Source organism: Vibrio barjaei (assembly GCF_001639065.2).
Taxonomy (GTDB): Bacteria; Pseudomonadota; Gammaproteobacteria; order Enterobacterales; family Vibrionaceae; genus Vibrio; species Vibrio barjaei.
Genome location: NZ_LQXO02000013.1, coordinates 57,893 through 83,472, shown reverse-complemented (window position 1 = coordinate 83,472; position 25,580 = coordinate 57,893). Strand labels below are relative to the sequence as shown.

Annotated in this window: 28 protein-coding genes; 23 read left to right on the top strand and 5 right to left on the bottom strand. The window is 43.7% G+C overall.

Annotation, left to right across the window (positions count from 1 at the left end; all coding sequences use genetic code 11):
• Positions 1 to 221: 221 nt before the first annotated feature.
• From AWH66_RS08640 to AWH66_RS08595, 10 genes are all read left to right on the top strand, one after another.
• Positions 222 to 1,412 (top strand): DNA circularization N-terminal domain-containing protein, encoded by a 1,191-nt coding sequence (locus AWH66_RS08640; protein ID WP_063604704.1) that lies wholly within the window; start codon positions 222 to 224, stop codon positions 1,410 to 1,412.
• Positions 1,409 to 2,347 carry a hypothetical protein gene (locus AWH66_RS08635; protein ID WP_063604703.1) on the top strand — a complete coding sequence of 313 codons (939 nt, stop codon included), beginning with the start codon at positions 1,409 to 1,411 and terminating at the stop codon, positions 2,345 to 2,347. Before AWH66_RS08640 ends, AWH66_RS08635 begins: the two co-directional genes overlap by 4 nt.
• Entirely contained in the window at positions 2,340 to 2,945 is a 606-nt protein-coding gene (locus tag AWH66_RS08630) for a phage baseplate assembly protein V (RefSeq protein ID WP_063604702.1), read from the top strand. Before AWH66_RS08635 ends, AWH66_RS08630 begins: the two co-directional genes overlap by 8 nt.
• Complete coding sequence (locus tag AWH66_RS08625; protein WP_063604701.1) at positions 2,942 to 3,343, top strand: phage GP46 family protein; 402 nt, start codon at positions 2,942 to 2,944, stop codon at positions 3,341 to 3,343. The genes AWH66_RS08630 and AWH66_RS08625 overlap by 4 nt, the downstream gene beginning before the upstream one ends.
• Positions 3,340 to 4,383 (top strand): baseplate J/gp47 family protein, encoded by a 1,044-nt coding sequence (locus tag AWH66_RS08620; RefSeq protein WP_063604700.1) that lies wholly within the window; start codon positions 3,340 to 3,342, stop codon positions 4,381 to 4,383. The genes AWH66_RS08625 and AWH66_RS08620 overlap by 4 nt, the downstream gene beginning before the upstream one ends.
• Complete coding sequence (locus AWH66_RS08615; RefSeq protein WP_063604699.1) at positions 4,365 to 4,844, top strand: hypothetical protein; 480 nt, start codon at positions 4,365 to 4,367, stop codon at positions 4,842 to 4,844. Before AWH66_RS08620 ends, AWH66_RS08615 begins: the two co-directional genes overlap by 19 nt.
• Positions 4,841 to 5,947 carry a phage tail protein gene (locus tag AWH66_RS08610; protein ID WP_063604698.1) on the top strand — a complete coding sequence of 369 codons (1,107 nt, stop codon included), beginning with the start codon at positions 4,841 to 4,843 and terminating at the stop codon, positions 5,945 to 5,947. Before AWH66_RS08615 ends, AWH66_RS08610 begins: the two co-directional genes overlap by 4 nt.
• A gap of 2 nt (positions 5,948 to 5,949) precedes the next feature.
• Positions 5,950 to 6,942, top strand: coding sequence for a hypothetical protein (locus tag AWH66_RS08605; RefSeq protein WP_240495605.1), 993 nt, complete (start codon positions 5,950 to 5,952; stop codon positions 6,940 to 6,942).
• Positions 6,943 to 7,091: 149 nt separating this feature from the next.
• Positions 7,092 to 7,334 (top strand): hypothetical protein, encoded by a 243-nt coding sequence (locus tag AWH66_RS08600; protein ID WP_063604697.1) that lies wholly within the window; start codon positions 7,092 to 7,094, stop codon positions 7,332 to 7,334.
• Positions 7,331 to 7,873, top strand: coding sequence for a lysozyme (locus AWH66_RS08595; RefSeq protein ID WP_063604696.1), 543 nt, complete (start codon positions 7,331 to 7,333; stop codon positions 7,871 to 7,873). Before AWH66_RS08600 ends, AWH66_RS08595 begins: the two co-directional genes overlap by 4 nt.
• Before the next feature lie 25 nt (positions 7,874 to 7,898).
• Here the strand turns inward: AWH66_RS08595 and AWH66_RS08590 are convergent, their stop codons facing one another.
• The 4 genes from AWH66_RS08590 to AWH66_RS08575 form a co-directional block, all read right to left on the bottom strand.
• On the bottom strand, positions 7,899 to 9,350 hold the full coding sequence (locus tag AWH66_RS08590) for a hypothetical protein (protein ID WP_063604695.1): 1,452 nt from the start codon (positions 9,348 to 9,350) through the stop codon (positions 7,899 to 7,901).
• Between the two features lie 377 nt (positions 9,351 to 9,727).
• Complete coding sequence (locus tag AWH66_RS08585; RefSeq protein ID WP_063604694.1) at positions 9,728 to 10,870, bottom strand: PDDEXK-like family protein; 1,143 nt, start codon at positions 10,868 to 10,870, stop codon at positions 9,728 to 9,730.
• Positions 10,871 to 10,976: 106 nt separating this feature from the next.
• Positions 10,977 to 11,945, bottom strand: coding sequence for a phage portal protein (locus AWH66_RS08580; RefSeq protein WP_063604693.1), 969 nt, complete (start codon positions 11,943 to 11,945; stop codon positions 10,977 to 10,979).
• Between the two features lie 16 nt (positions 11,946 to 11,961).
• On the bottom strand, positions 11,962 to 13,713 hold the full coding sequence (locus AWH66_RS08575; protein WP_063604692.1) for a terminase large subunit domain-containing protein: 1,752 nt from the start codon (positions 13,711 to 13,713) through the stop codon (positions 11,962 to 11,964).
• Positions 13,714 to 13,845: 132 nt separating this feature from the next.
• Between AWH66_RS08575 and AWH66_RS08570 the strand changes: the two genes are divergently transcribed.
• The 12 genes from AWH66_RS08570 to AWH66_RS08520 all read left to right on the top strand — a co-directional run bounded on the left by AWH66_RS08570 (position 13,846) and on the right by AWH66_RS08520 (position 22,122).
• The gene (locus AWH66_RS08570; RefSeq protein ID WP_063604691.1) at positions 13,846 to 14,688 is read left to right on the top strand and encodes a GPO family capsid scaffolding protein; all 843 of its coding nucleotides are present in this window, start codon (positions 13,846 to 13,848) and stop codon (positions 14,686 to 14,688) included.
• 46 nt (positions 14,689 to 14,734) lie between these two features.
• Complete coding sequence (locus AWH66_RS08565) at positions 14,735 to 15,799, top strand: phage major capsid protein, P2 family (protein ID WP_063604690.1); 1,065 nt, start codon at positions 14,735 to 14,737, stop codon at positions 15,797 to 15,799.
• A 112-nt stretch (positions 15,800 to 15,911) separates the two neighbouring features.
• Positions 15,912 to 16,364, top strand: coding sequence for a head completion/stabilization protein (locus tag AWH66_RS08560; RefSeq protein ID WP_063604689.1), 453 nt, complete (start codon positions 15,912 to 15,914; stop codon positions 16,362 to 16,364).
• Positions 16,364 to 16,843 carry a phage tail protein gene (locus AWH66_RS08555; RefSeq protein ID WP_063604688.1) on the top strand — a complete coding sequence of 160 codons (480 nt, stop codon included), beginning with the start codon at positions 16,364 to 16,366 and terminating at the stop codon, positions 16,841 to 16,843. The genes AWH66_RS08560 and AWH66_RS08555 overlap by 1 nt, the downstream gene beginning before the upstream one ends.
• On the top strand, positions 16,825 to 17,364 hold the full coding sequence (locus tag AWH66_RS08550; RefSeq protein WP_063604687.1) for a phage virion morphogenesis family protein: 540 nt from the start codon (positions 16,825 to 16,827) through the stop codon (positions 17,362 to 17,364). Before AWH66_RS08555 ends, AWH66_RS08550 begins: the two co-directional genes overlap by 19 nt.
• Positions 17,364 to 17,567, top strand: a complete 204-nt coding sequence (locus tag AWH66_RS08545) for a DUF2635 domain-containing protein (protein WP_063604686.1) — start codon at positions 17,364 to 17,366, stop codon at positions 17,565 to 17,567. The genes AWH66_RS08550 and AWH66_RS08545 overlap by 1 nt, the downstream gene beginning before the upstream one ends.
• A complete protein-coding gene (locus AWH66_RS08540) occupies positions 17,567 to 18,712 on the top strand; it encodes a phage tail sheath subtilisin-like domain-containing protein (RefSeq protein ID WP_063604685.1) in 1,146 nt (381 codons plus the stop codon). The genes AWH66_RS08545 and AWH66_RS08540 overlap by 1 nt, the downstream gene beginning before the upstream one ends.
• A 3-nt stretch (positions 18,713 to 18,715) precedes the next feature.
• Complete coding sequence (locus AWH66_RS08535; protein ID WP_063604684.1) at positions 18,716 to 19,081, top strand: phage tail tube protein; 366 nt, start codon at positions 18,716 to 18,718, stop codon at positions 19,079 to 19,081.
• Between the two features lie 11 nt (positions 19,082 to 19,092).
• Complete coding sequence (gpM, locus tag AWH66_RS08530; RefSeq protein WP_063604683.1) at positions 19,093 to 19,794, top strand: phage terminase small subunit; 702 nt, start codon at positions 19,093 to 19,095, stop codon at positions 19,792 to 19,794.
• Positions 19,778 to 20,065, top strand: a complete 288-nt coding sequence (locus AWH66_RS08525) for a phage tail assembly protein (protein ID WP_063604682.1) — start codon at positions 19,778 to 19,780, stop codon at positions 20,063 to 20,065. The genes gpM and AWH66_RS08525 overlap by 17 nt, the downstream gene beginning before the upstream one ends.
• Positions 20,011 to 20,208 carry a GpE family phage tail protein gene (locus tag AWH66_RS26215; protein WP_338062023.1) on the top strand — a complete coding sequence of 66 codons (198 nt, stop codon included), beginning with the start codon at positions 20,011 to 20,013 and terminating at the stop codon, positions 20,206 to 20,208. The genes AWH66_RS08525 and AWH66_RS26215 overlap by 55 nt, the downstream gene beginning before the upstream one ends.
• A gap of 30 nt (positions 20,209 to 20,238) precedes the next feature.
• Complete coding sequence (locus tag AWH66_RS08520; protein ID WP_063604681.1) at positions 20,239 to 22,122, top strand: phage tail tape measure protein; 1,884 nt, start codon at positions 20,239 to 20,241, stop codon at positions 22,120 to 22,122.
• Between the two features lie 457 nt (positions 22,123 to 22,579).
• On the opposite strand, the gene AWH66_RS08515 is transcribed toward AWH66_RS08520, so the two are convergent.
• On the bottom strand, positions 22,580 to 23,584 hold the full coding sequence (locus tag AWH66_RS08515; protein WP_063604680.1) for a hypothetical protein: 1,005 nt from the start codon (positions 23,582 to 23,584) through the stop codon (positions 22,580 to 22,582).
• Positions 23,585 to 24,151: 567 nt separating this feature from the next.
• Between AWH66_RS08515 and AWH66_RS08510 the strand changes: the two genes are divergently transcribed.
• Positions 24,152 to 25,573: an anaerobic C4-dicarboxylate transporter gene (locus tag AWH66_RS08510; protein ID WP_063604679.1), complete on the top strand. Its 1,422-nt coding sequence runs from the start codon at positions 24,152 to 24,154 to the stop codon at positions 25,571 to 25,573.
• The last annotated feature ends 7 nt before the right edge of the window (positions 25,574 to 25,580 follow it).

The following is a 25,580-nucleotide window of genomic DNA, read 5'->3' as shown; positions in this document are numbered from 1 at the left end:
TCTAAATTCCCCATCTAAAACAGCCCTCGATATAGATTTTTCGGGGGCTGTGCTTTACTAATCCTACCGAAACACGATCACTTTTAGGATCGCAAAATTGCAGTGTGGAATTTTGGTGTGGAGGGAGGGGTGAGTCCGAACGAGCGCTGAGCGCCCTAACCAGTTCCAAAACTTCCAATCGCTGCCTATTTCCTATTTTTCTTCTATTGGTGGGTTTTCTCATGTGGGAACGACAACACGAGCACGCTAGATGGAATGGGCTTAAGCTCAATATCCTGTCTACCTCCTTTGATGGTGGTAAGCGTCTGCAAGTGAGTGAAATCCCATACGCTGACTTACCACACATAAAAGTCATGGGCACGAAAGCCCGAGCCTTCACCTTTGAAGTTGTGTTCGTGGGTGCGAGCTCACTTGCAGATACGAATGCACTCATCGATGACCTTGAAACGAACCCACAAGGAGAGCTTGAGCACCCTTGGTTAGGTGAACTACAGCTAGTCTTTAAAGACCATTCGCTAAGCTTCAGCACGAAGAAAGGTCTAGTAACATTAAGTCTTAAGTTTGTGCGCTCTGGTACTTCGCCTTCCATCACTGCACCGACAACAGTACGCACCAAGGCACAAGCTGACATAGTAGAAAGCCTGTCTAAACAATCATTTGTTGAAGAGGTTAAAGGGCTGGATGTGTCTCAAATCAACGAAGCTCAAAACAACGCAACCAATGCGCTCAATGTGTTGGTTGATATTACTAACCGCCTGAACCTAGCCGATGATTCGCTGCAAGATATTAACCTAGCAATAAATGAAGCCTTCTCTGCCGTGAGCAGTTTGAGCACTAACCCTGTCCAGTTTGCTGATCTGTTTTCAAGCGCTGTCGATACGGTATCTGAAGGAGTTCAATCAGAGCCAGCTTCTGAGAGTGAAGCCGTAGATAACTCACGCAGTGCTCAAGCTTTAATGCTTGGCGAAGTAAAAACCGATAGCCCAACAAAACACCACAATGTACAAATAGTGACGGGCGCGGTGAAGATGAGTAAAGACGTGACTGACCTAGAAGCCAATGACAGCTTTGAGGTCACCCTAGCCCAAAAGCAACCAGAGATTATTCAAAGTGATCTCTCAACGCTAATTGGCAACGTTGATGAACGCATCAAGGAAACCACTCAAGTCTCTACGCAAGAAAGCATCGAGCTCTATGACGCCCTCACCTCACTAAAAAGCAACGTGCAGACTCAGTACGACAAAGTAGCCGAGGGAACCAAAGCGCACAGAACTGTGCAGTCACCTCACTTTAAGTCAGCGTTAACCATTGCCCATGACGAGTACACCAATGAGAACGTTATTACCAAAATGAATGCACTTCAGCACCCTTTGTTTATCCGTGGTGATATAGCGGTGAGGGATGCACGATGAATCAACTCACGATGTACATTGACGGAAAACAGCATACTTTCTACCAAGCTAACTTGAACTACTCAACAGAGCAATTGGCCCACACATTTAGCTGCTCGATTGAACCAATGAACATTGAGCGCCCGTTGTCGGTAGAGTTCTTCCTCAATGACCAATCCATCTTAATCGGTCAGATAGATGAGGCAGAAAACGAGACAGGTGCAAGCGCTTTAACTATGCCAATAGTAGGACGTTCCAAGAGCGCCAACATGATTGACTCGCGCATCACTATGGATGCGCTTTACAACCTCAATGTTGAAGAACTGCTTAGAAAACTGGCAAAGCCATTTGGTTTAGGGGTAAAGAGCCTCGTTAAAGGCATGCCGAAGATTGAAGAGTTTCAGATTAACGCCGAGTCTCCGGTTGAAAATGTTGCTCAGCTCATCCGTGAACAAGGCTACATGCTTATCGAGCGAAATGGTGTACTGACTATTGAGAACACAGCGCATGCAACGATTAACAATGTTGGCCTTGAAACAGGCAACAACATAGACAGCTTAAAGATAAAACGCGCCTTCAATAGGCAGTTTCATACCATTGATGTGCAGGGTCAGTGGGATGATGCCAGCGCTCAAGTCACTAACCCTAGCATTGATAGCTCGCGCACTATGGTGATCACTTGTGACCAACTGCAAAGCAGTGCAGCGTGTTTATCTCGCGCCAAGTATGAACGCAACATAGCCATAGCGGAAAGCCTGACCGCTTCAACGTCTGTCGCAGATCTCTTTCCTCAGCTTGCGATTGATGGATTAAACCGAGTGATTCGAGTGATCGACAAAGAGCAGAGTTTTAGCGAAATGCTGGTGATCAAGTCTCTTGGCCTATCGGTGTCCGAAAGCTCCGCGAGCACTTCCGTTGAGTTGGTCAGACCGTTTAAGGAGCAAAGTCATGTCTAGTGCTCAGCGTCAGCAACAACAGCGATTAATGGCTCGTATCAAGAACTTGATCGGAACAGGCACGGTGACAGGTGCAACCACGGGCATGTTGCAAATCAGAACGGCAACAGGCCGCACCAATGACCGAATTAAGCGCGTCCACAACTACGGCTTTATGAGCCGACCACTACCAGAAGCCAAGGCTTACAATCTGTTTATCGGCGGTGTCACTGCGCGTGGGATTACCGTCAATGTTGAAGATGAGCGCTACCAAATCGACTTAAAGCCCGGTGAGGTCGCCATGCTCGATGACAAGGGAAATTTAATCCATCAAACCGAAGAAGGCATTAAGGTTTATGCGACCAAAGGTAAGGTCGATGTAGTAGCAGCGAATGAAGTCTCTATCAAAGCGCCATTAGTGAACGTTATCGCTGACAAAACCACGTTTTCTAAAGATGTAGAAATAGGCGGCAACCTGAGCGTGGCGAAGAATGCAGAAGTTGAAGGCTCTGTCGGTGGTCAGTCTGGTACGTTCGGCGGCGTCAAAGTCGAAACGCACGACCATGATTATGAAGACGACAACACGACCAAGACTACAGAAGGACCAAACAAAGCATGAGCCATTTTAAATTGAACGCACTGATAGAGTCTGTGGATTCCAAAGACGGTATGACTCATGCGGTACTGCAAAGCGTCTACAACTACGCAGAGTCAACCAAAAATGACCGCGCCAGAATGGACAACCATGAGCGCGGCGGTACTTGGAGCGGTGAACTGATAGAGATTGTCGGCTCTCGTGACTGGACACTCAAACGAGCCAAATTAACTGACGAAACCTTAAGGCTTGCCAAGCGCTTTTATGAAGAAGCTCTCGCCTGGTTAATTCAACAAGGTCACGCCAAAACCATTGAAGTCAATGTTTGGAGAGAGAAACCAAACCAAATGGGCCGTAATGTCATGATAACCCTAACGGACGGCTCCACATTTGATGTTCCACTATCGAAGGTAGATAAATGAGTACACAAGTGAGCCTTGAGAGCTTAATCGCTCGTGCTGAAGCCAACCTGACGGCAGAAACAGGGCAAAGTAACCCAGCCACCAAAGCGATAGCCTCTGCCATTGCTGGAGTCAGCTATGGGCAATATGGCTATCAAGATTTGCTTTTCAGACAACTGCACCCTGAAACCTGCTCTGAAGTGTGGCTATACCTGCATGCTAATCGCCACAATACGGCACGCCTCTTACCTACCTTTGCAAAGGGCACAGTACAGTTTACTGAGCTAGGTGGAACAGTAGTGATCGCAAAGGGTACTCGCCTAATCTACGGTGACAAAGAGTATGAAACTACTAAAGAGCAGTACAGCAATGTGCCTGTAGACGTCATTGCACTTGAATCAGGGACAGCCAGTAATTTACCAAACGGCGCTAAACTCACCCTCACTGAAGGACTAAGCGGTATCGACCCTAATAATATCTTATCTCTTGGTATTGAAGGTGGTGCAGATATCGAAGAGTTAGAGCATTGGCGAACGCGAGTAATTGTGGCATTCGAGAAGAATGAACTTATCGGCAAATCAGAAGATTATGAAGTGTGGGCAGTATCGGCTCACTCTGATGTCGATTTTGCTTGGGCGCTCGATAACACGCCAGAGCGCGGCATGGTAGAGGTCTATATTGGTGCACGTGAGAACGACCCAACGCTAAGCGGTGAAGTGGTAAACCTTGTTCAAGAGACCTTTGAATCTAACCGACTCGCTGGTTGTCATCCGTTTGCTCATCTCCCAGAAAAAGCCCCACTCGCTATAGAGATTCAAGGCATTGAAGACCAAACAACTCGTGATGATGTTGTCACGGCCCTTGAAAACTTTGTCAAAGGGAAAATGGGCAAGATAAACCCTGATACCAAAAAACCAGACTCCATCACCAACACTGAAATTGTGTTAGTGATTTCAGCGGTGACCAATAACTTTATTGTCAAAGCACCTGTGGGCGAAGTGGCTATCGACAATAACCAGATTCATGTATTAGGAGCCGTCACATGGACACCTCCGACTTAATTATTGAGTACAACGAAGGGGATTTTGCTGATGCTTACCGTGGGTTACTTCCTCAAGGTGAATACTGGCAAGACACCGAGAATGCAGAGCTGACCAATACCATTAACGGTATAGCGAAAGACTTTAAGAAAACCCATGACGATATTGAATTATCACTATTAACAGATTTTGAGGAACAAGGGTTTGGCTGGAGGATTTCAGACTATCAGACTCTTTTAAACAACACAGCAGGCCAACAAAGTGGGCGGGTATTTGATGATGTGCAAGAGCCAAACCTTATGTATGGCTCATTGTATGACGAATCTCGTCATCACAGCGCTCAAGCTTGGCAAGCATTTGAGAAATACAGATTACCGCATACCGAAATTGCTTGGATTTATTACTCAAAATTCAGAGTTCATCACCAGATGGCGAATTATCGACACATTAGAAACCTGCATAAATACGAGGTCACACAATGAGTTTATTGATTACCGATGCGGGTATCGCGGCTTCAATTAGAGCTGGCGAACTTGGTATCAGTTACAAAATTTCAGAAATCAGTATAGGCACTGAAGGCTATATACCTAACAAAGACCAGACGAGCTTACGTAACGAAGTTCAACGCAAAGCAATCACTCGTGGTGAAGTAACAGCACTTGGTCAACTTCATTTTGAAACTACATGGGATGGAAGCGAGGCCTTTGAAGGTAAAGAGTTAGGATACTGGTTAGATGATGGCACTCTATTCGCTGTCGATAGTAGAGATGGTGATGTCATTACTTATAAACAACAAGATTCAGCTGTGACTGAAGCATGTGAATTAAACCTAGCCGCTTCAACGATTGAAAATATTACGGTGGAAATGCTCAATCCTTATAGCGCAACAGAAGACCGAGCAGGTATTGCAAAAATTGCGACCAATAAGCAAGTTGAAGAAGGAACTAGTGACAACTCTTTTTTGACCGTTAAAAAACTGGTCTATGCCTTAGGTGTTCCCCACATCATAGACAAACTGGTAAACAACTTGTGGGAGCCATTGGTTGAGAAAATGTGGCTTTCACTGTCTGACCGAATTTATCCCGTAGGTGCTCCTATTCCGTGGTTTTCGGATACTCTTCCGGGGTCAGATAAATATGCTTTTATGCTTAACCAAGCATTTGATCAGCAAGCTAATCCCAAATTAGCACTAGTATATCCAAGCGGCATCATTCCCACCATGGAAGGATTGGGGCTAGTCGGTAAAGAAAGCAATGAGACTGTAGGTGTATATGAAGAAGGACAAGTTAAAAATCATGGACACCCTAATTCAAGAGTGGATACAACAGATCTGGGAACCAAAACCACAACGTCAAACACTCACTCTCACGGCGTTGATGCCGGATCATCAGACTCTGGTTCCCCCTTAAAATATGCGGATTGGAATGCCAATTCGAAGACAGGCGAACCGAGAACAAAAGCAGACACGCATAATCACTCAACATATATAGGCACTCACTCTCACACTCTAACAATTGCGCTATTTGGTGCTTTAAAAAACACTATCAACCACCGTAAATGTAACTTTATCGTGAGGATGGCCTAATTATGATTAACAACTACTCAAACAATGTAGACTTTGACAAACCAGTAAGCACTATGAAAGCAGTGTTTTTTGACAAGACCCAAATTGTACAAGTATCCAGATTTACGCAAGATGGTTGGTGGATTCGCAACGAATCAGAGCACGTGGCGAAAGGCACGGCATTAAGTCCAAACTGCACTTTAAATCTGTATAAGCCATCTCAAGAGGGCATGATTGCTCGTTATGACCAAAAGACAGAAAAATGGTCAGATGAAATAGAAGATATGACATGGAAGCCTTTTTGGAATGAGTCCGGTCAACGCTTTATCATTGGTGAACCTGATGGTGATTATCCAAAATGGGCAATTCGCGAAGAGCCTCCAGAATATGACAAAGAAACTCATACTGTTCTTCACTCAAAAGAAACAGGCTGGAACGTCTATAGAATCCACATTGGGCGACCTTTCTATGATGAGTGGGGTAATGAGTTCATTGTTTCTGACTATAACTTTGAGTTACCAGAAAAGCATTCTTGGGAAGAACCACCAAAACCAGATACAGGCTACGCGATTAAACTAGTTGATGGCCAGTGGTTACAGCTTATCGATCATCGAGAAAAAATGGCGTATGCCAAAGACCGCGACAACAGAGCACTCATTGACTATCTAGTTGAAGAACTCGGAGAGCTGCCCGTAACTCACACACTCTTAGCTTATGAGCCCTACGATTCATGGGTGAGCGATGAAGCAGGTTGGCAATATGACATTGATCGTCATCGACCTTTCAAAGTTGATGAAGAAAAAGCATGGAGAGGAAGCGAACTTTCAAAAGTACTCAACCGCATTGACCAATACGAAAAAGATCAACAGTACCCTACTGACCTACGAACTTCTCCAATTAAGAACAGTGAACAGTTTCTGCAACTGCTCCAAGACCGTAAAACATTAAGCGACTACCCTGAAGCACAGGACTTTCCATTCGGCGAACGCCCTACTCTCTCTGGTATAGCTAGCTAACCACCTCACCCAGCCTAGACGCTGGGTGTGTTCTTTCTGCCTCCAAACTTCTATATCTCCGCACTAGAAATGCCATAAGTACCCTTTAAACCTCAGCTCGATACACTGGTTTTGTGGGGAGCTAATCACTAGTTACGAGAGAAAAATCAATGAACCAAACAGAGGTAAAAGCGTTAGTTGTTTCTTTGCTAGACATTACTGGATTAAAGAAAACTCTAACGTCTGTTAGTGCAACCCTAATCAGCTTTGGTGTGAACGATATAGCGCAGCTTATCGCAATCTTTGTAGGTATCGTTTCGGGCGTCATGGCTATTCGCCACTATGCCGTTGCCACCAAACTCAACCAAGCCAAACTAGACAAGCTGAACTCACAACAGGACGAAGCAATATGAGCCTAAAAACCAAAGCAATACAGGCGGTGGTGTGCTCTGTCACTTCAATTCTTGCCATTGTCTTTACTATCGACTCAGAGTTAAGCGTCAGTGAAAACGGATTGCGCCATATCGCCAACGAAGAAGGTTGTCGCCTTAAATCCTACCAATGCAGCGCGAATGTCTGGACGGTCGGTTTAGGCCATACCCAAGGCGTCACTCAAAAGACCAGACTAACCGACCAACAAGTCGCAGAGTATTTCGTCACAGACATCGCCACTGCACAGCGAGTGGTGAACAAACATATCAGCCAAACACCCAGCCAAGGCGAATACGACATGATGGTCAGCTTCGTCTACAACCTGGGCGCTGGCAATTTTGCGCGCTCCACCCTGCTTAAGAAGTTCAATCAGGGCGACCGCGTTGGCGCCTGTAACGAGTATCTAAGATGGGTGTTTGTGAATGGTAAAGATTGCCGACTTGAACAGAACTCATGTAAAGGAATCGCCATTAGAAGAAAGACAGAACAAAAGTTCTGCCTTTCAAGTCTAGAAAAGTAATCATAGCCCCGTTAAATACCTGTATTTATCTAAAGAGAAGTCTAAAAAAACTAGCTATAGATAAAACAACTTGTAAGAGTACAGGGACAAAAGGAATAGCTAGAAATACGCAGATACCTATGAACAAGTACTGCCCCCAAGAACCAATCCCAAATGTGGGTATAAATGTGTCCACTAACCCAGATAAAGCTCTGTCTATCAAAGAATCCTTGATCTTTAACTGAGCCTTTTCTTCTATACCACCCCATTCAGATGCTAACGGAGTATATTGTGTTACCCAGTCTCCGTAAGCAAAAAGATGAATCGCAAAAACAAACCTATAAGCTTCAGAGGTGCGCTTTTCCCCAAGAAAAAAGTTGCCTTTAGATAAGGTGCCAATATTGGCGATATTAATAAGGCTGTATTGCGTCTTATTAAAGAACTTGCTGTTTACAACTTCATCCGACGAACTTCCTTTCAAACGCTTAATATCTTGTCTAAGATCTTTTTTGCTGCTGCCTTCCTGTAGATTGTCCCGATTAGAGCTTAGGGGAAGTAATTCGAATTCTGGATACAGAGGCAATGTAAACCCTGCGGTAAAATGCTTGGCTGACCCCATCTCTCCTTTAGACTTTTTATCATAAGCGTAGTCTTGACTTCTAATCAGCTCAACGGCTGCTACGGCGAACTTTGGAGAAGATACGTTTTTCTCTGCAGCTAGTTCTGGGCTTTGGGGATTAAATGAAAGGGCTATTTTTATGTGTGGGTATCTTATATTGTCCCACTCATAATTGTTTTTAATATCTTCTCCGAAAACATCTTTTTCATACTTCTTTTTGTATCCTTTTCTATAGTTTTTTTCATCGAAGTGGGTGTATACATCCAGAGCGAATTGTAATGCATGTTCCTCAATTAACAATGTATGGTTATCTGTTTTCCAATAGAAAGCGTCAATCTTCGAGTTTTGTTTACCAGTAAAATTGGCGCCACTGTACAAAAAACTACCATCAGTCATTCTCTCAAGGAAACTTTTATCGCTGAACGGTTTAGGCTCTAAAACTGTTATGTATAGATTTGGATAGCCTCGATTAGGATAATCTGGGTCGAATGCTACATGGTTGGGTTGAAAGCTCGTCAGGCCAGAATATTTTTTCTCGATGTTGTAATGATTTTCATAATTAAAAAATTTAGTATCGACCTCAATACCTTCTATTTTAACTTGGATTCCTTGATGCAGGTTTGTCATACCTATACCTGTAAACAAGTTTTCTGCTTCAGTTTCTTGTACTACGGTTTGTTTTTCTACATGGTTCTCTACTTTCGATACATATTCAGTAACTTTTTTCTTCTGACTCTCAATATTATTTTTTGCTATTTCACTGTTTTTCTCCGAAATATCTTTGATATGTAAGCCAGATAAATAGAAAACTAAGCTTATAAAAAACATTGCTGAAAGCAATGCAAACAGGATCCAGACTTTGTGTTTCAACCATTTCATAATACCTAGAACCTTTTCATTTGTTTTACGAATGCATTGCCTATATATCAGTAATTAGATTATTTAAAATGGTTTTATAGTCATCATCAATAATTACTTTCTGATTTGTGACATCATTCAACTCCTGCAGTGCATCGTTCAGCGAAAGCAGGTCGTTCTTGTGGAACAGTCAGGTCGAGGGAGATAATACTCTCACGACGAACGCTCGTCCTGATTTAGAGATGTATAACATCATACTCGACCTGCAAGCACACAGTTTGAAATATCAGTCCCCATGAATGAAATGCACCAAGTAAAAATAGAACTAGAGCAGTTTATGGGGGGGCGAGTTCTGAAAGTTGCTCGCCAATGATTAGCTCCCTGACAACCCCTGAAGGTTACAACGCATCCATTATCGATTGATGCAAAGCAACAAGCTCATCAACTATCTCTTGGGTAAAATCATTTAAAAACTCTGGATTTAGAAGAGACTTCACGTCATTTGTGCTAAGGTTTCGAAAGTTTATTTTTTTCTTTGGATACTTAAACAACGTGGTGCCATTTTCCACCTCATAGTCATGTTCTAATTCGGGGAGCTTGGTTTGCTTTGCTTGTTTTGAATCCTTGTTTTGATACAGACCAAAATACAAATGGTGGTCTTGTTCTACATATAAATAGAACGAAGGGTAATCACGTAATTCAAACTCTTGAATGATCCATTTAGAATTACGTCTAGCTTGAACATATTTTCTGACTGTTTCCCTTGGATCATGTTCGTGAGCTATTGAGTCGCTTGATAGCTCACCCAATTGTTCAGTCATTTTCTTACCAAGCATCTCCCACATTGACAACTGGGCATCGACAACGATTTCTTCATACGCTTGATTTAATTCGGAGACAGACTCTAAGTTGTCACCTTCCAACAACAGTTTCTTTAATCTTTCGATGTGTTCCATATTCTCAACCCGATTAGTTAAATGGTTTATTAAGTCTAGGTATTGAATGAAAGCTTCACGCAAAGGGGCATTACGAGCAGAGAGTTCAGTACAACGATCGATCCAGTCATGTATATCTGAGCGATAGCTTATATTGGTAATTTTCTTGTCCAAAGTACCAATACTCTCTGGACTAGGTTCTTTGCCATCTAACGTAAGATAAAAAAGATGGATATCTTTGTATCCTTCGTCATGCATGGTTTGGTAGTAACGCTGAAGTTGCTTATCCTGATCACCAGCATAGATTTTATTTTCTATGATGACAGCTGTGTTTTCAGAGCGTATCAAAATATCAATGCTCTTATACTCGCAAAGAACTTCAATGTTTCCTGAAACCTCTAACCCCTGACGCTTAAGAAAACTAGTGAGAAATAGCTCACCTTGATTGTGGCAGCCACTCGGACTAAGAACATCGACTAAAAAACGAGAATGAAGCCTAACTTCATCAGACTCCGATCTAAGGACACTGAAAAGGTTATATTGTGGTGGTTCCTCGTATGTGTCTCTCAACAGCTTTAGGTGGCTGAAGAATTGTCTGTTAATCATAAATGCCTCGTATGCAATAAAATACGTATGATAAGATAGCTTAATTTATAACGACATGATTCAATTTGACTTTTGTTACTTGAAACACAGAAAGTTATCCTAGTTTCTACACATCATCTAACTTCTTATACTCCTTAGCCATAATCACCTCCTGCCCAACAAAATCATCCAGCTCCTGCATCATATCAATCAGCGGTAGTAGCTCATTTTTGTGAAACAACCAATCAACCTTACTGAGATCGAGTGACGTAATACTCTCGCGGCGAACACTCATTAACTCGATAGGGACACGATGAAGAGCCAATACATCCGTCATGGTCTGATTTTTCACATCTTTAAACGCATCTTTCGCTTCAACCTGCCCTATCGCTTTTAATTCAGGTGATTTGGTATCTTTACCCTTCGCATTAACAAACAGGTTCTTGAATGCCATGCCTTCTTGTGCCTGAAGCTGTTTCTTGATCTCGTCTTCCTGCTTTTTGGTCATTGTTGGCTCATTCATATACAACAAATAACCAGCGTGATTACCATTACGGAAATACTGACGACGAAACAAAGTGGCATCTTCATTTAGCCAGATAGAGGTGAGACCACTAACATGACTTGGTAAGCCATAAAGCTCTTGAGCAATATCATAGTCACCCAAATGAAATACTTGCCCGTACTTATAGTCAATGCGCCCTTCATCATCGTAAGCGCGTGGTTTGTATGTCCAGCCTAAGTCTTCACGCCTACGCATATAAAGCGCGGGCAAGTGCTTCAACTTAACAGGCTCACCTAGCCCACGGAAGCTGCGTATAACTTGCAGGTAGCCATTACCAAACGTTAAGTAGTCTTGAATAAAGCGCTTTGCATCTTGGCGAGATAACAACCCACTCAACGCAATAGCCAAAATCAACGTATTACGTTTGAATTCTATTGCGCTGGCATGCATGGGGTTCACGCGTAAGGCCTTAGCCAAAGTATCAAGCGGTATTGGCGGCTCATATAAGCCATCAATTAACGCCACTTCTAAATAGCTCAGAATATCGCTATTCATCACACTTACGGGTTTAGAAAATTCAATCTCAATCACTTGTTCTCTCCAGTTCTTAGAAGAACGTTACGCTTGTATCGTTATCTGCATTAACATCTATTGGTTCCCAGGCTAGAACGTGCATTGAGGCCCATGCTAAATCAGCATGCGAACCTATCTTGCTACGATTGGAAACAAAGGTGACTTGTCCGCTTTTATCGGTGGTTTGCTGGCGAATCATCAAGAAGGAATGCACTAGGTCATCCCAATCCTCATCAAACAAGAAGCGCCCATTGTTGATAATCTCTCGCGCTTTATATGCCATCATGCGCTTCATCTCTGGTGAATAGTTCAACTCAACCAGAGCCGGGTAAAACTTACGTACCAACTCCGCTACCGCCGAGCCCACGCCGCCAGTGTCCATCGCTAAATAAACCACGTTGTACTTTTCGGTAATGCTTCGAATGGTTTCAGCTTGTTGTTCATAACTCGAACCTTTCAAGCGAAGTTTCTCAACAGCCCGAAATACGCCACCTTTGATTTTGGGCTTCAGTGCAACCACTAAACCTGCATCATCCGAACCTTCACCAGTGCCGCCACCTCTTGGATCATAACCAACCAAAACCTCTGCATTACCAACTGGTCTCGCTTTATCGTGGTCTACGTCCTGCCACAAGTCAGTATCTGTCTTGCAAGCCAACAACGCCTTGAGCGCAAAGAACGAGGCGCTATCATCCAAGAATTTACAGCGAAGCAGGTTGTCGAATACCTCTTTAACCGGATACTTACGCTTAAGCTTCTCCATGTTGAAGAGCTTGTCACCACCTTTGGCAATGGCATCATCAACCGTGATCATTTGACGGAAGATGTAGTCGGGGCCAAGCGCACCGTCTTTCAGTGCTTTATGGCTTAGGTCAATGTTGTCTTCTTTCTTACCAGACCATTTTGGGTAAGCCTCATGCGCCATAGTAGAAGGGGTTGATATGTAGGTTGTACGGTACTGAGCCTGAATCGACATACCACCTGCATAGTCATCAAGTGCCCCAAAGCGAGGTATCCAGAAAACCTCATCCCAATACATGTGACCGTTAAAGCCCTGAGAAGATGAAACATTAGTTGAACAGAAAATAAGGTTAGCGCCATTGCTTAATTCAATGTCGTCTTTACCTTTTAAATCAATGCCAGCAAGCTCTAAGGCAAACTTGCGAATGTAGTTTTTAAAGATGTAAGCCTGCTTCTTGGACGCAGAAATAAACACCTGGTTATCGCCGCTAAGCACTGCATCTTCAAACGCTTCCCATGCAAAATAGAACGACAAACCAATCTGGCGAGATTTAAGATAAAAGCGAATCTCGTTGATCTCATCATTTTGCTTGTGCTCATGAATTTCTTTCTGGTAGGCAAAAAAGGTCTTTTCACGGTATTCATCCAGCATCTCTTTGGTGATGCCAGAAATATCATTTTTAACCTTATTTGATTTACGTCCTCGCTTATTCTCACCACCACTAGAACTAGCTGGTCGAGAGCGCTCTTCTGATTTCTGGTTTTTATAGTGCTGCTCTAGCAGCATCTTCAGCTCGCGCTCTTGGCATTCGAGTTTATGGTCAACCCACATCAAGTAGGCAATACGCTGCCTTAGCATTAATTCAACGGGTGCATCGTCCCTCAGCTTTTTCCAATCAAACTGAGTTATCCATTTCTGAACCGTGCGAGTAGCCACACCAACTTGCTCCGCAATTTCAGGCGGCTTTCGTTGACGCAAAAACAATTCCAACGCTCTCGTTTGGTCTGTGGTGTATAGCGCATCGCTAATAACATTCGTATCCATGTTGGCATAGTGCTATAGCCCCCTAAATTACTCAGCTTGTGCGCTTTCTATATTCACCATTTAGAAACAGCACAAATACAAAAAGACAAAGGCATTGGTTAGATTGGAATCATCGAATTTAGGAGAGAAATGATGTTCAAGTCTGAGCCAATTTGCATTTTAAAGGCGGGGCCAACGGTAGACGGACGTAATGTACCTCAACAGGTTATTGACGATATCGCTGACACTTATGATCCGAAGAAGTACAACGCCTTAATTAATGAAGAACACTTTCAATGGAGTTGGAAGTACGGCTCAGTGCTGTCAGCTGAAAAGCGCAACGATGAGCTATGGGCAGTAATCAAACCCAATTCAATGTTACTTCGCACTGTCGAGAACGGCCAATTACTCCACACCTCAGTTGAATACCAAGAAGATTTTGGTGAAACCGGAAAAGCCTATCTAACGGGCCTCGCACTTACTGACAACCCCGCGTCACTGGGTACAACACAGATTCAGTTATCTAATAAATCTGCGGATAAGACCTACGTCTCAACGGGGCAGACAGTCAATCTTTCCACTCTTTCTGGGCAAAACCCCGAACAATCAGAGCAAGGTCTATTCAAACAATTCAAAAGCTGGCTCAAAGGCGAAGGCTATTCTGAGCAGCTCTCACAAAAACAGGAACCCGACGAAATGAGCAAAAAAACCGAAGAGCTGCTTGAGCAAAGCATTGAGCAGAACAAAGGGCTTAATAGCCAACTAGGTCAATTGGTGACCCAGCTATCCGCCCAAAGCAAGCAAACAGAAACACCTGAAGAAGGTAAAGCTGACCAAGAAGAAAACAAAGAAGTTACTGAACTAAAAGGCCAAGTAACCGAGCTTTCTGGTCAAGTCGAGAAACTGTCCAGTCAACTTGAGAAGTTAAGCAAGCTGACTGATGAAGATGAACGCAACCCAGCAGGTTCAGGCGGCGAAGAAGACGCGTACTTGTAAGCACTGATTCTATCCAAACCAACAACGAATTGAATTAGGTAACACAATGCAAAAACATACCAAAGAAAAACTTAGCGCTTACGTAAAAGCGGTAGCAGCACAAAACGACACTGATGACGCAACAGAGAAGTTTAATGTAAGCCCAAGTGGTACACAAAAAATCATCGCAGCCATTCGCGAAAGCAACTGGTTCTTGAAGAAAATCAACGTCATCTCAGTGAAAAATCAGAAAGGTGAATCAATCGGCCTTGGTGTTACAGGCATGATCGCCAGCCGCACCGACACTTCTGGCGAAGGTAAGCGTACACCTAAAGATCACTCAAGCATGGGGGCAATGCCTTACATGTGTGAACAAACCAACTTCGACACTGCGGTTCGCTACGCAAAGCTTGACGCATGGGCGCATCATAAAAACTTCAACACACTGCTAAGTAAAGCAACCCGAGAGCAGATCGATGCCAACAAAATTACTATCGGTTGGTATGGCGAAACAGTAGCCGCCAATACCGATGCAAACGCCAACCCTAACGGTGAAGATGTAAACAAAGGCTGGTATCAAGCAATGCGCGACCACAACTCAGAGCGTCTGATTTCTGAAGTGGTTGATGGTTCAAATGTGATTCGTATCGGTGAAGGTGGTGACGGTTCTGCTGGTAAAGAGAAAGGCGATTTTATCAACTTAGACCTAGCCGTACTTGAAACCAAGAATCTTCTACACGATGCGTGTGAGAACGATGGCAACCTAGTCGCAATTATCGGCTCTGATTTGCTTGCTTACGATAAGGCTAAGTTCTACGAAGCGCACGGCAATACGCCTAGCGAGAAAGGCAAAATTCAAGAAATGCAAGTTATCGGCACTTATGGTGGCCTACCTGCGGTAAAAGTACCGGGATTCCCTTCTACAGGCATCATGGTCACTAGCTACGATAACTTGTCTATCTACATTCAAGAAGGTTCTGTGCGCCGTTCTACAGGTAAAAAGAACGATGAGAAAGACCAGATTGAGAACTTTGAGTCTATGAACATGGCTTACGTTCTTGAAGAAAAAGGTAAGGCCGCTGCAATGGAATTCAAGAATGTGAAACTGTGGATCAAAGGCGCTTGGCACTAATTAACTAACACCCCACAAATGCAGGCTCTCTCGCCGCTTCATGTGTACTTATGTACTCAATGATAATCGCGAGTGCTGCCTGCATCCCCTACCCAATGAATAAGGTTGAGTCATGGCTGATTATGTCGGAAACAAAAACGAGATATACAACTCTGAGCTACCTGCTTTTGGCAAATATCCAGCGCTAAAAATTTCAGAGTTTCAGTCTCTGTTCCATTTCCAAAGCAATGAGACAGAGGCAGGCATTCTGCACCACGCAAAAGTATCGCGTGTGAAAGTTCATTCAGAGCTAAAAGACACCTTAGAACCTTTTGCTAACTTAGCCGATTTGTCGCAAGCACGGTTTGAGGATGAAGAGTCAGGCGAGACGCTCTACAAGCAAGCCGTGTTTGCGCTTACCGCCGCACAGCTAATCAGCACACAAATGAGCGGAGATGCCACCAAAGACGCGGCAGAAAGGCAAGAGGCCCTAAAAGACAAGAAAGAAGAATGTGAAGTCCAGTACCGCCAAGCGGTAGACATGCTCATTCATGGCGAAGAAACCTACCGCTTTGAGAGGGTGTGATGAAAGCGTTGCAAAATCTAACCGACCTGTTCAAGACGCATATTGTTGATGCAAAAAGCTTTGATTCATGGGCTGAAGACGGCGCTATTTTTTGCACTCAAGGCGATGAAATTGACGGGTTTGAAGTCGAGTATACCGCCATTATCTTTGTACAAAATGCCTCTCTCAACCCAGACAATTTGTTTATGCACATTGTCAGTTGGCTAAACAAGTATGACCAACACCGAAGCGAGAAAGGTTTAACCATGCCGACATTTGCTGTCGAACGTCTAGACAAAGGACATTACGACATAAAGCTAAAGCTCGATATTCGAGAAGAATACAACCTGATCAAAGATGAACAAGGCGATTGGAAACAAGCCGGTGATCTATACCGATGTGATAACCAGTTTGAAGCCGCAGTTGATGAAGATGAGTTAGGTGAACTGGTTCACTTTGTTGGTCACGAGAATGACTTGCCATGTCAGAACTCACACTAAAAACGCCCGAACAGTTAACTCAAGTTGTTGAGGGCTTAGTGCTCACTGCATCTAAAAAATTCGACCTGAACAGACGAATGGCGAATCGCACACGGCAATTCTTTCGAGCCCAGATAAGAGCTCAGCGAGATATTGATAACAACCCATACCAAAGTCGAACGCGAAGGAAGAAAGTCAAAATTAGGGAAGGTTTGGAAGGCGCCCATACCGCCAACAACAAAAACATGCTGTTAGGGTTTGGTCGCTCAATGCGAACCATTGTGACTGAAGACAATTTTGAAGTCGGGATTAAAGGAGTGGCTGGCGATATTGGACGCGAGCACAACGAAGGGTCACAGGTGTCATTTACTACTCGAGTAAACGGCTTTTTTGATAGCAAGGTTGGTCGCTGGAAAGGCGGCACACTGACTAAACGAAATTACACGATGCCAAAGCGAACCTTCATTGGTTGGACGCCAGCTCTAGAGCGAGAGCTACTAGCAATGGCAGCGGAATACTTTGCACTAGAGGATGCAGCGTAATGGAAAAAACCAAAGTACTAACATTCACAATCAAGCCCAAAGAAGGCGTCACTGTAAAAGACCCTAAAACGCTTGAGCCCTTAAAAACTTCAGGTGAAAGCAAACCTCGTAACACCTATTGGCTACGTCGCGTCAACGATGGTGACTGCACGGTTCTTGACACTTCGACAAAACAAACAACCACCAAGAAGGATGCTAAATAATGAGTATTAGCTTCAACGAAATTCCTAGCAATATTCGCGTACCAGGTTGTTTTATTGAGATCGATAATAGCCTAGCGAACAGTGCAGAAGAACAACAGATCATCTTAGCCATTGGTAATGCGATTGAAGGTGCCAAAGTTGGGCCAAATACCGTGACTTTGTGTATGGACGAAACCATTGCCGCAGAGAACTTCGGCAAAGATGGCGCAACCTCTGAAATTGTGGAGATGGTGGAGTACTTCCGCAAACAAGATGAAATTATGCCTATCTTCGCAGTCAGTGTTGACGCTGGTGATATCACTAGTGCTCTAGCCGCTTTGGGGGATGTTCAATATAACCACATCATGTGCTCACTCAATGATGAAACCACCATTCGAGAGTTAGGTGAGTTGCTTGAAGAGCGTTATGACGCGATGCACCAGATCCCCGGTTTAGCTTACATTCCCAAAAAAGGCACACACGCAGAACTAATCACCTTCGCCCCTGTGAGTAATTGCTCGTTGATTAGCTTCATGCCTATCAATCAATTCTGTGATTCAGCAAACAATGAACTCAGTGATGCGGCTGCAATTGGTGCTTGGGTTGGTCAAACTGCGCCTTCGCTTGCTACCGACCCTTGCCGACCTTTGCAAACGTTGAAGCTTAGTGGCGTTTACTCAAAGGCTGCAAGTGAATGGACGTTTGCAGAGCGCAATATGTTGCTATACGAAGGTATTAGTACCTTCACCATTAGCTCAGCAAAAGAAGTGATGGTTGAGCGTCCTATTACTGCTTACACAGAAAACGCCGCTGGTATTGCAGATAACAGCTATCTCGACGTGATGACACCTGCCACAGCGATGTATTTCCGTCAGAAGCAACGCTCACGCATTCTCAGCAAATACGCACGACACAAGCTGGCGAAAGATGGAACTAAATTTGCTCCCGGTCAGGCCATCGTGACACCAAGCATGCTCAAAACCGAGCTGCTCGCCTTGTATCGAGAGCTGGAATACAACGGTATTGTTCAGGACTTTGACGGCTACAAAAAGTCGCTCATCGTTGAACTAGACGATACCAACAAACAACGTGCGAACTACCAAGATTCTCCTCAGTTCGTGAATGGTTTAATCATTACCGCAGGTAAGGTTCAATTTAGGAAGTAACTTATGTCAACGAAAATTACTAGCCGTGCAGTCCTTAACGCTGGTTCGTTAGGTCGCCTGCCATTAAAGGAAGGTGCTGAAATTGGCTTTGGTAACCTAAAGCGTGAAGCCGTCATGGGTGATGATGGTCCATTAGGTTTTACCGAAGAGTACTCTGATGCTCCATTTATCAAGGCAACCATCGTTCACGCTAAAACTACAGATGAGGAAGCGATCGCAAACTTCGTAGGTGAGAATGTCACCTTGGAAACCAACAGTGGCAAGACCTACACCTTGAAAGATGCATGGACGGTTGATCCTCTTACTCTGAATGTGAAAGACGGTCAGCTTGAAATCTTACTTAACGGCACTGAGCTGATACCACAGTAAGGAGTAACCTCATGCTATCTATCCTCATGAAGAGAAAGCACCATTTACAGGCAACGCAGCAACAACCAAAGCAAACTCAGCGACCAGAGGCGAGCACTTCTACTCGCCCGGCTTTTGTTGATAAGCCCTGGGAAGAAACTCAAACGGCTTTGAAGAATGACTTAGGCTTCTTAAAAAGCTTGTCAGGCTCTAAAGAGAAAGACCCTTACAAAGAAGAGCTGGTGAAAAAATACCGCCCACTGGTAGAGAAGCTGCTTGAAACCCATAAAGGCAACTACCACAACCTTGAAGTAATGTGGTGGTTCTACTTGTGGCAAGTCGATTTAGGTCGATTTGAAGAAGTCTATGATGATTTCCGCTTAGCTATCGAAGGTGGTTTAGAGCCTCCTATGACATGGCGAACCAACGGACATACCGCGTTTTGTGATCTTGTTTTCACATACTCACACAAAGCTGTTCAGAAGAAAAAAGAGTTTAAGCGAGAGTATTTAATCAATGCCGTCAGAGACCTTCGCTCTGGACAGCTCACAACTAATGCGCCACTAAAAGTGAAAATGTTCCGCCTAGTCGGTGATTGGCACTTTGACGCTGGCGAGAAAAAAGAAGCTCATGATCTATTTGAACAAGTAATGAAGCTTGACCCACGTAAAGGCGGTCGCAAGACCAAGCTGAATGATTTAAAAGAGGAGCTAGGCTATGACAGCCCCAATTAAGAACCAATCAATTATTGAGCCTGTAGAGTTGGTTGTACCGATTGTAATAGATGGAAATGAAATCAAAACGCTCGATATCCAAAAACCAAACTCAGGCAACCTTCGTGGCCTTAGTCTTGTTGATGTGTGTGATATGCGTTTTGAAGCAGGCCAAGTACTACTACCTCGGATATCTAATCTCACTGAGCGCGACGCTATTAATATGCCTGTTGAGAACTGGGCACCAATTCTGACAACAATCGCCTCTTTTTTCGTGGATGTGGAACACTAATAGAGCACGTAGAAGACTATTACGCAGATCTTGGTGCAGTGTTCCACTGGCAACCTAGCGAAATAGACAAACTCAGCTACGAAGATCTATTGTTGTTCCGCGAAAAAGCACGACAAAGAACTGAACAAGAAGAGAGCGAATAAGCTCTCTTTTTTATTTTGGGAAGGATATCTATGAAGATGAATCTCTCTATCGTGATGGGCATGAAAGATAAGACCAAGCCTATCCTAAAAGGTATGAGCAGCGAATCAGACCGCTATGCAAAACAAATCAAAAAGGTGCAAAAAGCTCAAGCTGACGACTCTAGTGCTATGGCTATGATTGATCGCTTTAACGACATTAAGAAGGCCAAGCAGAAAAATATACTCGCTCTGAAAGCAGAACAAGAGCAGCTAGATAAACTGCAAAAGAAAGCAAAACAACTTCAGGCACCGAGTGCCGCCCTTACGGCAAGAATAGCCAAGCAGCAAGAAAAGTTGAGCAAACTCAACACTGAGCAAAAACAATATCAAACTGGATTAATGGGCTTACGTAAGAGCCTCAAAAAGTCTGGTGTTTCTGTGTACAAGCTCGATAGCGAATATGAACGCTTGAATAAGAGTTACAAAGAACATGGCAGAGAGATCACCTCACTACAAAAGAAGTACTCGAAACTACAAGGCATCATGAAACCGATGCAAAAGCTCAATGGAAAAATAAAGCTACCTAAAGTCGGTGGAGCAGTAGCAGGAAAAGGAGCTGCTTTGCTAGGTGGTTTGAGTATTGCTGGCTTAGTAACTGAATTGAACAGTGCAGCAGCAGAAATGGACGCTCTTGCGAAAAAATCTGCCACTCTGAAGATTTCCATTAGTGAACTGCAAGCTATGCGTAAACAAGCCTCGCATGCAGGTGTTGACGAAGACACTATGTCATCGGCCTTAACACGCTTTACTAAGCGTCTGGGCGTACTACAGCAGACAGGAAGTGGTATTCTTGGCTCGTACCTTAAAAAGAGCGGTAACAGCGCTTTCGCTGACTTAAAAGGCGCGAAAGATACTCAGCAAGCCTATGAGCAGCTATTGCAGTCATTCTCCAAGTTAGAAACAGCTCAAGAGCAAATGGCTTTTGCTGATGCGGCTTTTGGTCAAGATGGACGAAAAATGTTGCTCTTGCTCCGAGAAGGAACTGATGGGTTGACCAAAGCCCGTAAAGAGCTAGCAGATCTAGGAGGTGGTGCTAACGCGGAAGATGCAGCAAAAGCAGAAGCCTACAATGATGCTTTACAACGTATTCAAGAAAGCATCAAGTCAATCAAGTATGCTGCCCTCGCCCCTATCATGGAAAAAGCAACTCAAGCCTTTGGCGAATTCACGAATAAATTCAAGAATGCCAAATGGCGAGATGAAACCATCTCCAAAGTCACTCAAGTGGTAAAAGGTCTCTACAACGGACTCATTTTTCTGGGTAAGGGAATTATTTTTGTGTCTCAGCACTTCCGTGAGATTGTTGCAGTAGTGGCTTTGGTCAAAGCAGCCTTAATAGCACTAAACGCAGTAATCTTAGGTAACCCTATTGGTTTAATTGTCGCAGCAGTCATGGCGGCGGTTGTGGCGGTCACCTATCTAGTAGATAAATTCTACGGATTAGACAAGGTAGTCGCCGCATTTGGTGAGATGATTCAAACCGTTTGGTCAAAGGTGAAAAAGATCATTAATATGCTTCCTGATTCATTAATTCCCAAAAGCTGGAAGCTACAAACGGATGAAGCAGGAGAACAAATCGATAACTTAGCGGAAAAGCTAAATAAGATTAAAGACAAGAACACCAAGCTAGGCATCACCACCGCCGAAACCCATAAGCGCAACGAACGCCAAGGTTACGGCGGCTACACAACCGGAAACCTAACCACGCAAAGCCAGTACCACCCATACCAACCACTGGCCCCACAGACAATGAAAAGCAAATCCGAAGTCGAACTGCGCATCAAGTCCGATAAGCCAGTCACGGTAGACAAAGCAAAGAGCGAGAAAGACACCGAGCTAAGTCTGGATGTGGGGAGTTTGGGATGGAGTTACTAAAAAAATGGCTGCATCATAGCAGCCATTTTTGAATACAGTCGTTACATTGGAGCAATGTCCTAGCCTACAAATAACTTACAGTTGCGTCACCAACTTTTCCCATCCAACAGGTAGAATCGGTAAGTACACTTACTCTAGAACATCTTCAGTTAAGCTTTGCAGCGCGCTAAGGGCCTGCGTTCTATCTAGGACAATTTGCCTCTCAAAAAACCGACACCACATTAGCTACCACCGAATCCATCTCAGCTTGTCACACAACAGCGCATGAGTATGAACCATACCCTTGTAGGATGCGAACACTTAGCAATTCTACCAGAAGGCACCTCCTAAGTGTCATTCTGTATATGACACAATCCATTTATACCAGCAAATAATCTAACTGTTCAAGAACCACTTACATGATACAAGCGAGACTATAGTTCTGATTACATTATTGACAAAGAAGAGGTGGTGGAAACTAATAGAAAATCTTAAACCCACCTAAATTTGCGGGTATCTTACTACCGCTATGTAGTACAGACTTATAAGCCTTTGGTTCAAGACACGGAGTTGGATAACGAATGACGGTATTGCCGATGATTACCCAAGCATTTTCTGGGCCATAAACCCTTAAGTATGGGCGAGGTGCTGATTTGGTGGCGCTATAGTAATATGCCTTTGCGTTCAACGTATCACAGAGTAAAACATGAGAAACTAATGCAGAATACTCGTCTAAAGCCATTCTCGAAAAAGTAAATTGCGTAACGATAAGCTCTCGATTAAGTTGATTAAAGAATTCAGATAGTTGTTCAACTCTACGCGGGAAGCCATCTTTGACATCAAGCATTGCTAACAATAATAGTGCATATTTCTTCTCCAAAACTGCGGAATGTTCGTAAGATTGAAATCCAACATCTTTAAAAAATCTATTATTGCCAGCCACATACCGAAGCCAAGATGTAATTAATATTTCAGCAGACACTGAAATGCTTCTATTGTTTAAAGGCAAGGGATATCGCTGAACTGTGTCTTTTGGCATATCAATAAAGTCATGTACCTCCAAATGATGGTAATAAAGAACCAAGTTGGGAATAAGGCTAGAGTATGAGATTTTCGCTATTTCAATATGGGAATCTACAGTAATGTCCTGAAGGTACGAAGCAAGTTCGTAGTATGCACTACTTATGAAGAGCCATTTTGCATCTGTTTGTACACTTGAGTCTTGTAACTTAACGTTAAGAGCATCAATGGCAGACCTGTAGCTGTTCAGAGCCACTTCTGACTTGTACTCAGATTTACGGGCTACATTATCTCTAGCGAGATATATTAAAGAGCCAACAGTGCCTACAGCAGCAACCCAAGTGGCGACATCACCAATAACACTTTCAACTGCGGTAAAAGCCGTTAAGCCCACACCCAAAATAAAAAAGAACAGTGAACTAACGATAGCAACGAGAAGTGAAAAAGAATCAAATTTCCGCACAACAAATACTCTGGTTTTACGATGTACGCATATTACACCATATGCAACCCACCTAAATAGCTGATACGGGTATAAAATGTGACCCGAAATAGACAGACGTAAGGTTTTTAGACTACGAGTAGCTATGCTTCTAAGGTCTTAAGATCGATGAACATCGCAGGGTGTTTGGTTTTATGGAGCGCGATCATTAGCCCTAAAAATGGCTATAGGCTTGAAAGCTGTCGCCTTTTTGTCGCCACTTTTAAATTAACACCTTCATAATCAATTGATATTTAACAGATAGAATAAACCAATTATAAAACTGGTGGTTTTATAGGTGCCGACGAGGACAACGAACAAGATATCGTTGCCTAACTCTCATCCTTGTGAAAAACGGAGCTCAATCGAGCTCCGTTTTTTTATTTACACTTTTATTTCAATAACATATACCAACAATCCCGCAACAATGTGACCCGCTTTTGAAATTTACATTCTCGTAGGATTATGCAAACTTTTTCCTACCTAGATCAGTATTCGGTCTGTCATTGATGCGCATTATAACTCTGTCGTTATAAAAAAGGAGTTGTTATGTTTTATGTTCATATGCTGCTACTTTTGGCAGTAATATTTGTAGGTATTCGGTACGGGGGTATCGCTTTTGGTTTGCTAGGCGGACTGGGCGTCTCCATTTTAAGCTTCTTCTTTGGTATCGCACCGGGACAACCGCCCATCGGTGTTATGCTTATCATTCTTGCTGTCGTTGCTGCTTCCGCTACATTGGAAGCCACAGGCGGCCTCAAACTGCTAGTAAAGTACGCTGAAATCTTATTGAGAAAGCACCCTTCAAAGGTGGTTTTTCTCGGCCCTCTATGTACTTACTCTCTAACAGTTCTAGTCGGAACCGGTCACTCGGTTTACCCACTGCTTCCTGTTATCTATGATGTCAGTATCAAGCGTGGAATTCGCCCCGAGCGCCCAATGGCCATCTCTACCATTGCGTCGCAAATGGGTATTACTGCAAGCCCAATTGCTGCAGCAGCGGCTGTAGTTATGGCGACAGCCGCTACTAACAATTTGGACATTACACTAGGTCAGGTATTGCTCGTTACTATTCCGGCGACTCTTACTGGTGTTCTCGTCGCGGCAACGTGGAGCCTTAAACGCGGTAAAGATCTTAACGACGATCCAGAGTTTTTAGAACGTTGTAAAGATCCACAATTTAAAGCGCAATTAATTGATACTAGTGAAGCAAGTACAGGAGCTGCTGGACAACAAGAAGATCAAAAAGCAAAACGTGGACTAACAGTCTTCTTGCTCGGTATTCTAACGGTTATCTGCGTTGCCATGTTTGGCAAAGATTTAGGACTGCTGCCTGATGGTGTGAGTACGTCCACTGCACTGCAATTTTTGATGCTGTCGGTCGGTGCCATTATCTTGCTAACCACAAATGTTGACCCGAAAAAAATCGTCAATACCAATGTGTTTATTGCTGGTATGAGCGCTGTCATTATCATCTTTGGTATTGCTTGGATGAGTGACACCATCATTGCTCACAACAAACCATACATCATTAGCTTGGTTGAAGATGTCGTTCAAACTCACCCTTGGACATTTGCTATCGCCATGTACGCCTCTTCGGTATTCCTTAAGAGTCAAGCTGCCGTTCTAACCATTATGTTACCGCTTGGTTTTGCTTTGGGTATTCCTGCAGAAGTGCTAATCGGTGTCCTACCAGCTTGTTACGCTTACTACTTCTTCCCATTCTATCCTTCAGACTTGGCAGCCATCACGTTTGACCGCTCTGGAACGACGAAAATCGGCAAGTACATCCTGAACCATAGCTTCTTGATCCCAGGTTTCATCGGTGTATTTGTTGCAACCTGTATTGGTTATGCGCTATCTACTGGCGTATTGCCAATCTGGTTATGGGCTATTGCGGTTGCTGGATTAGCCTTTGCGGTAAACAGCTACATGAATCGATTGAGCAGTGAAACACTTAAACTGGCTTAATCGATAA

Excerpts from the sequence above, each read along its gene's own strand:
- AWH66_RS08565 (WP_063604690.1), top strand. The coding sequence starts at position 14,735 with ATGCAAAAACATACCAAAGAAAAACTTAGCGCTTACGTAAAAGCGGTA.
- AWH66_RS08620 (WP_063604700.1), top strand. The coding sequence starts at position 3,340 with ATGAGTACACAAGTGAGCCTTGAGAGCTTAATCGCTCGTGCTGAAGCC.
- AWH66_RS08545 (WP_063604686.1), top strand. The coding sequence starts at position 17,364 with ATGGAAAAAACCAAAGTACTAACATTCACAATCAAGCCCAAAGAAGGC.
- AWH66_RS08625 (WP_063604701.1), top strand. The coding sequence starts at position 2,942 with ATGAGCCATTTTAAATTGAACGCACTGATAGAGTCTGTGGATTCCAAA.
- AWH66_RS08575 (WP_063604692.1), bottom strand. The coding sequence starts at position 13,713 with ATGGATACGAATGTTATTAGCGATGCGCTATACACCACAGACCAAACG.
- AWH66_RS08555 (WP_063604688.1), top strand. The coding sequence starts at position 16,364 with ATGAAAGCGTTGCAAAATCTAACCGACCTGTTCAAGACGCATATTGTT.
- AWH66_RS08610 (WP_063604698.1), top strand. The coding sequence starts at position 4,841 with ATGAGTTTATTGATTACCGATGCGGGTATCGCGGCTTCAATTAGAGCT.
- AWH66_RS08605 (WP_240495605.1), top strand. The coding sequence starts at position 5,950 with ATGATTAACAACTACTCAAACAATGTAGACTTTGACAAACCAGTAAGC.
- AWH66_RS08630 (WP_063604702.1), top strand. The coding sequence starts at position 2,340 with ATGTCTAGTGCTCAGCGTCAGCAACAACAGCGATTAATGGCTCGTATC.
- AWH66_RS08560 (WP_063604689.1), top strand. The coding sequence starts at position 15,912 with ATGGCTGATTATGTCGGAAACAAAAACGAGATATACAACTCTGAGCTA.
- AWH66_RS08525 (WP_063604682.1), top strand. The coding sequence starts at position 19,778 with ATGACAGCCCCAATTAAGAACCAATCAATTATTGAGCCTGTAGAGTTG.
- AWH66_RS08600 (WP_063604697.1), top strand. The coding sequence starts at position 7,092 with ATGAACCAAACAGAGGTAAAAGCGTTAGTTGTTTCTTTGCTAGACATT.
- AWH66_RS08550 (WP_063604687.1), top strand. The coding sequence starts at position 16,825 with ATGTCAGAACTCACACTAAAAACGCCCGAACAGTTAACTCAAGTTGTT.
- AWH66_RS08585 (WP_063604694.1), bottom strand. The coding sequence starts at position 10,870 with ATGATTAACAGACAATTCTTCAGCCACCTAAAGCTGTTGAGAGACACA.
- AWH66_RS08540 (WP_063604685.1), top strand. The coding sequence starts at position 17,567 with ATGAGTATTAGCTTCAACGAAATTCCTAGCAATATTCGCGTACCAGGT.
- gpM (WP_063604683.1), top strand. The coding sequence starts at position 19,093 with ATGCTATCTATCCTCATGAAGAGAAAGCACCATTTACAGGCAACGCAG.
- AWH66_RS08640 (WP_063604704.1), top strand. The coding sequence starts at position 222 with ATGTGGGAACGACAACACGAGCACGCTAGATGGAATGGGCTTAAGCTC.
- AWH66_RS08590 (WP_063604695.1), bottom strand. The coding sequence starts at position 9,350 with ATGAAATGGTTGAAACACAAAGTCTGGATCCTGTTTGCATTGCTTTCA.
- AWH66_RS08570 (WP_063604691.1), top strand. The coding sequence starts at position 13,846 with ATGTTCAAGTCTGAGCCAATTTGCATTTTAAAGGCGGGGCCAACGGTA.
- AWH66_RS08520 (WP_063604681.1), top strand. The coding sequence starts at position 20,239 with ATGAAGATGAATCTCTCTATCGTGATGGGCATGAAAGATAAGACCAAG.
- AWH66_RS08535 (WP_063604684.1), top strand. The coding sequence starts at position 18,716 with ATGTCAACGAAAATTACTAGCCGTGCAGTCCTTAACGCTGGTTCGTTA.
- AWH66_RS08595 (WP_063604696.1), top strand. The coding sequence starts at position 7,331 with ATGAGCCTAAAAACCAAAGCAATACAGGCGGTGGTGTGCTCTGTCACT.
- AWH66_RS08615 (WP_063604699.1), top strand. The coding sequence starts at position 4,365 with ATGGACACCTCCGACTTAATTATTGAGTACAACGAAGGGGATTTTGCT.
- AWH66_RS08635 (WP_063604703.1), top strand. The coding sequence starts at position 1,409 with ATGAATCAACTCACGATGTACATTGACGGAAAACAGCATACTTTCTAC.
- AWH66_RS08510 (WP_063604679.1), top strand. The coding sequence starts at position 24,152 with ATGTTTTATGTTCATATGCTGCTACTTTTGGCAGTAATATTTGTAGGT.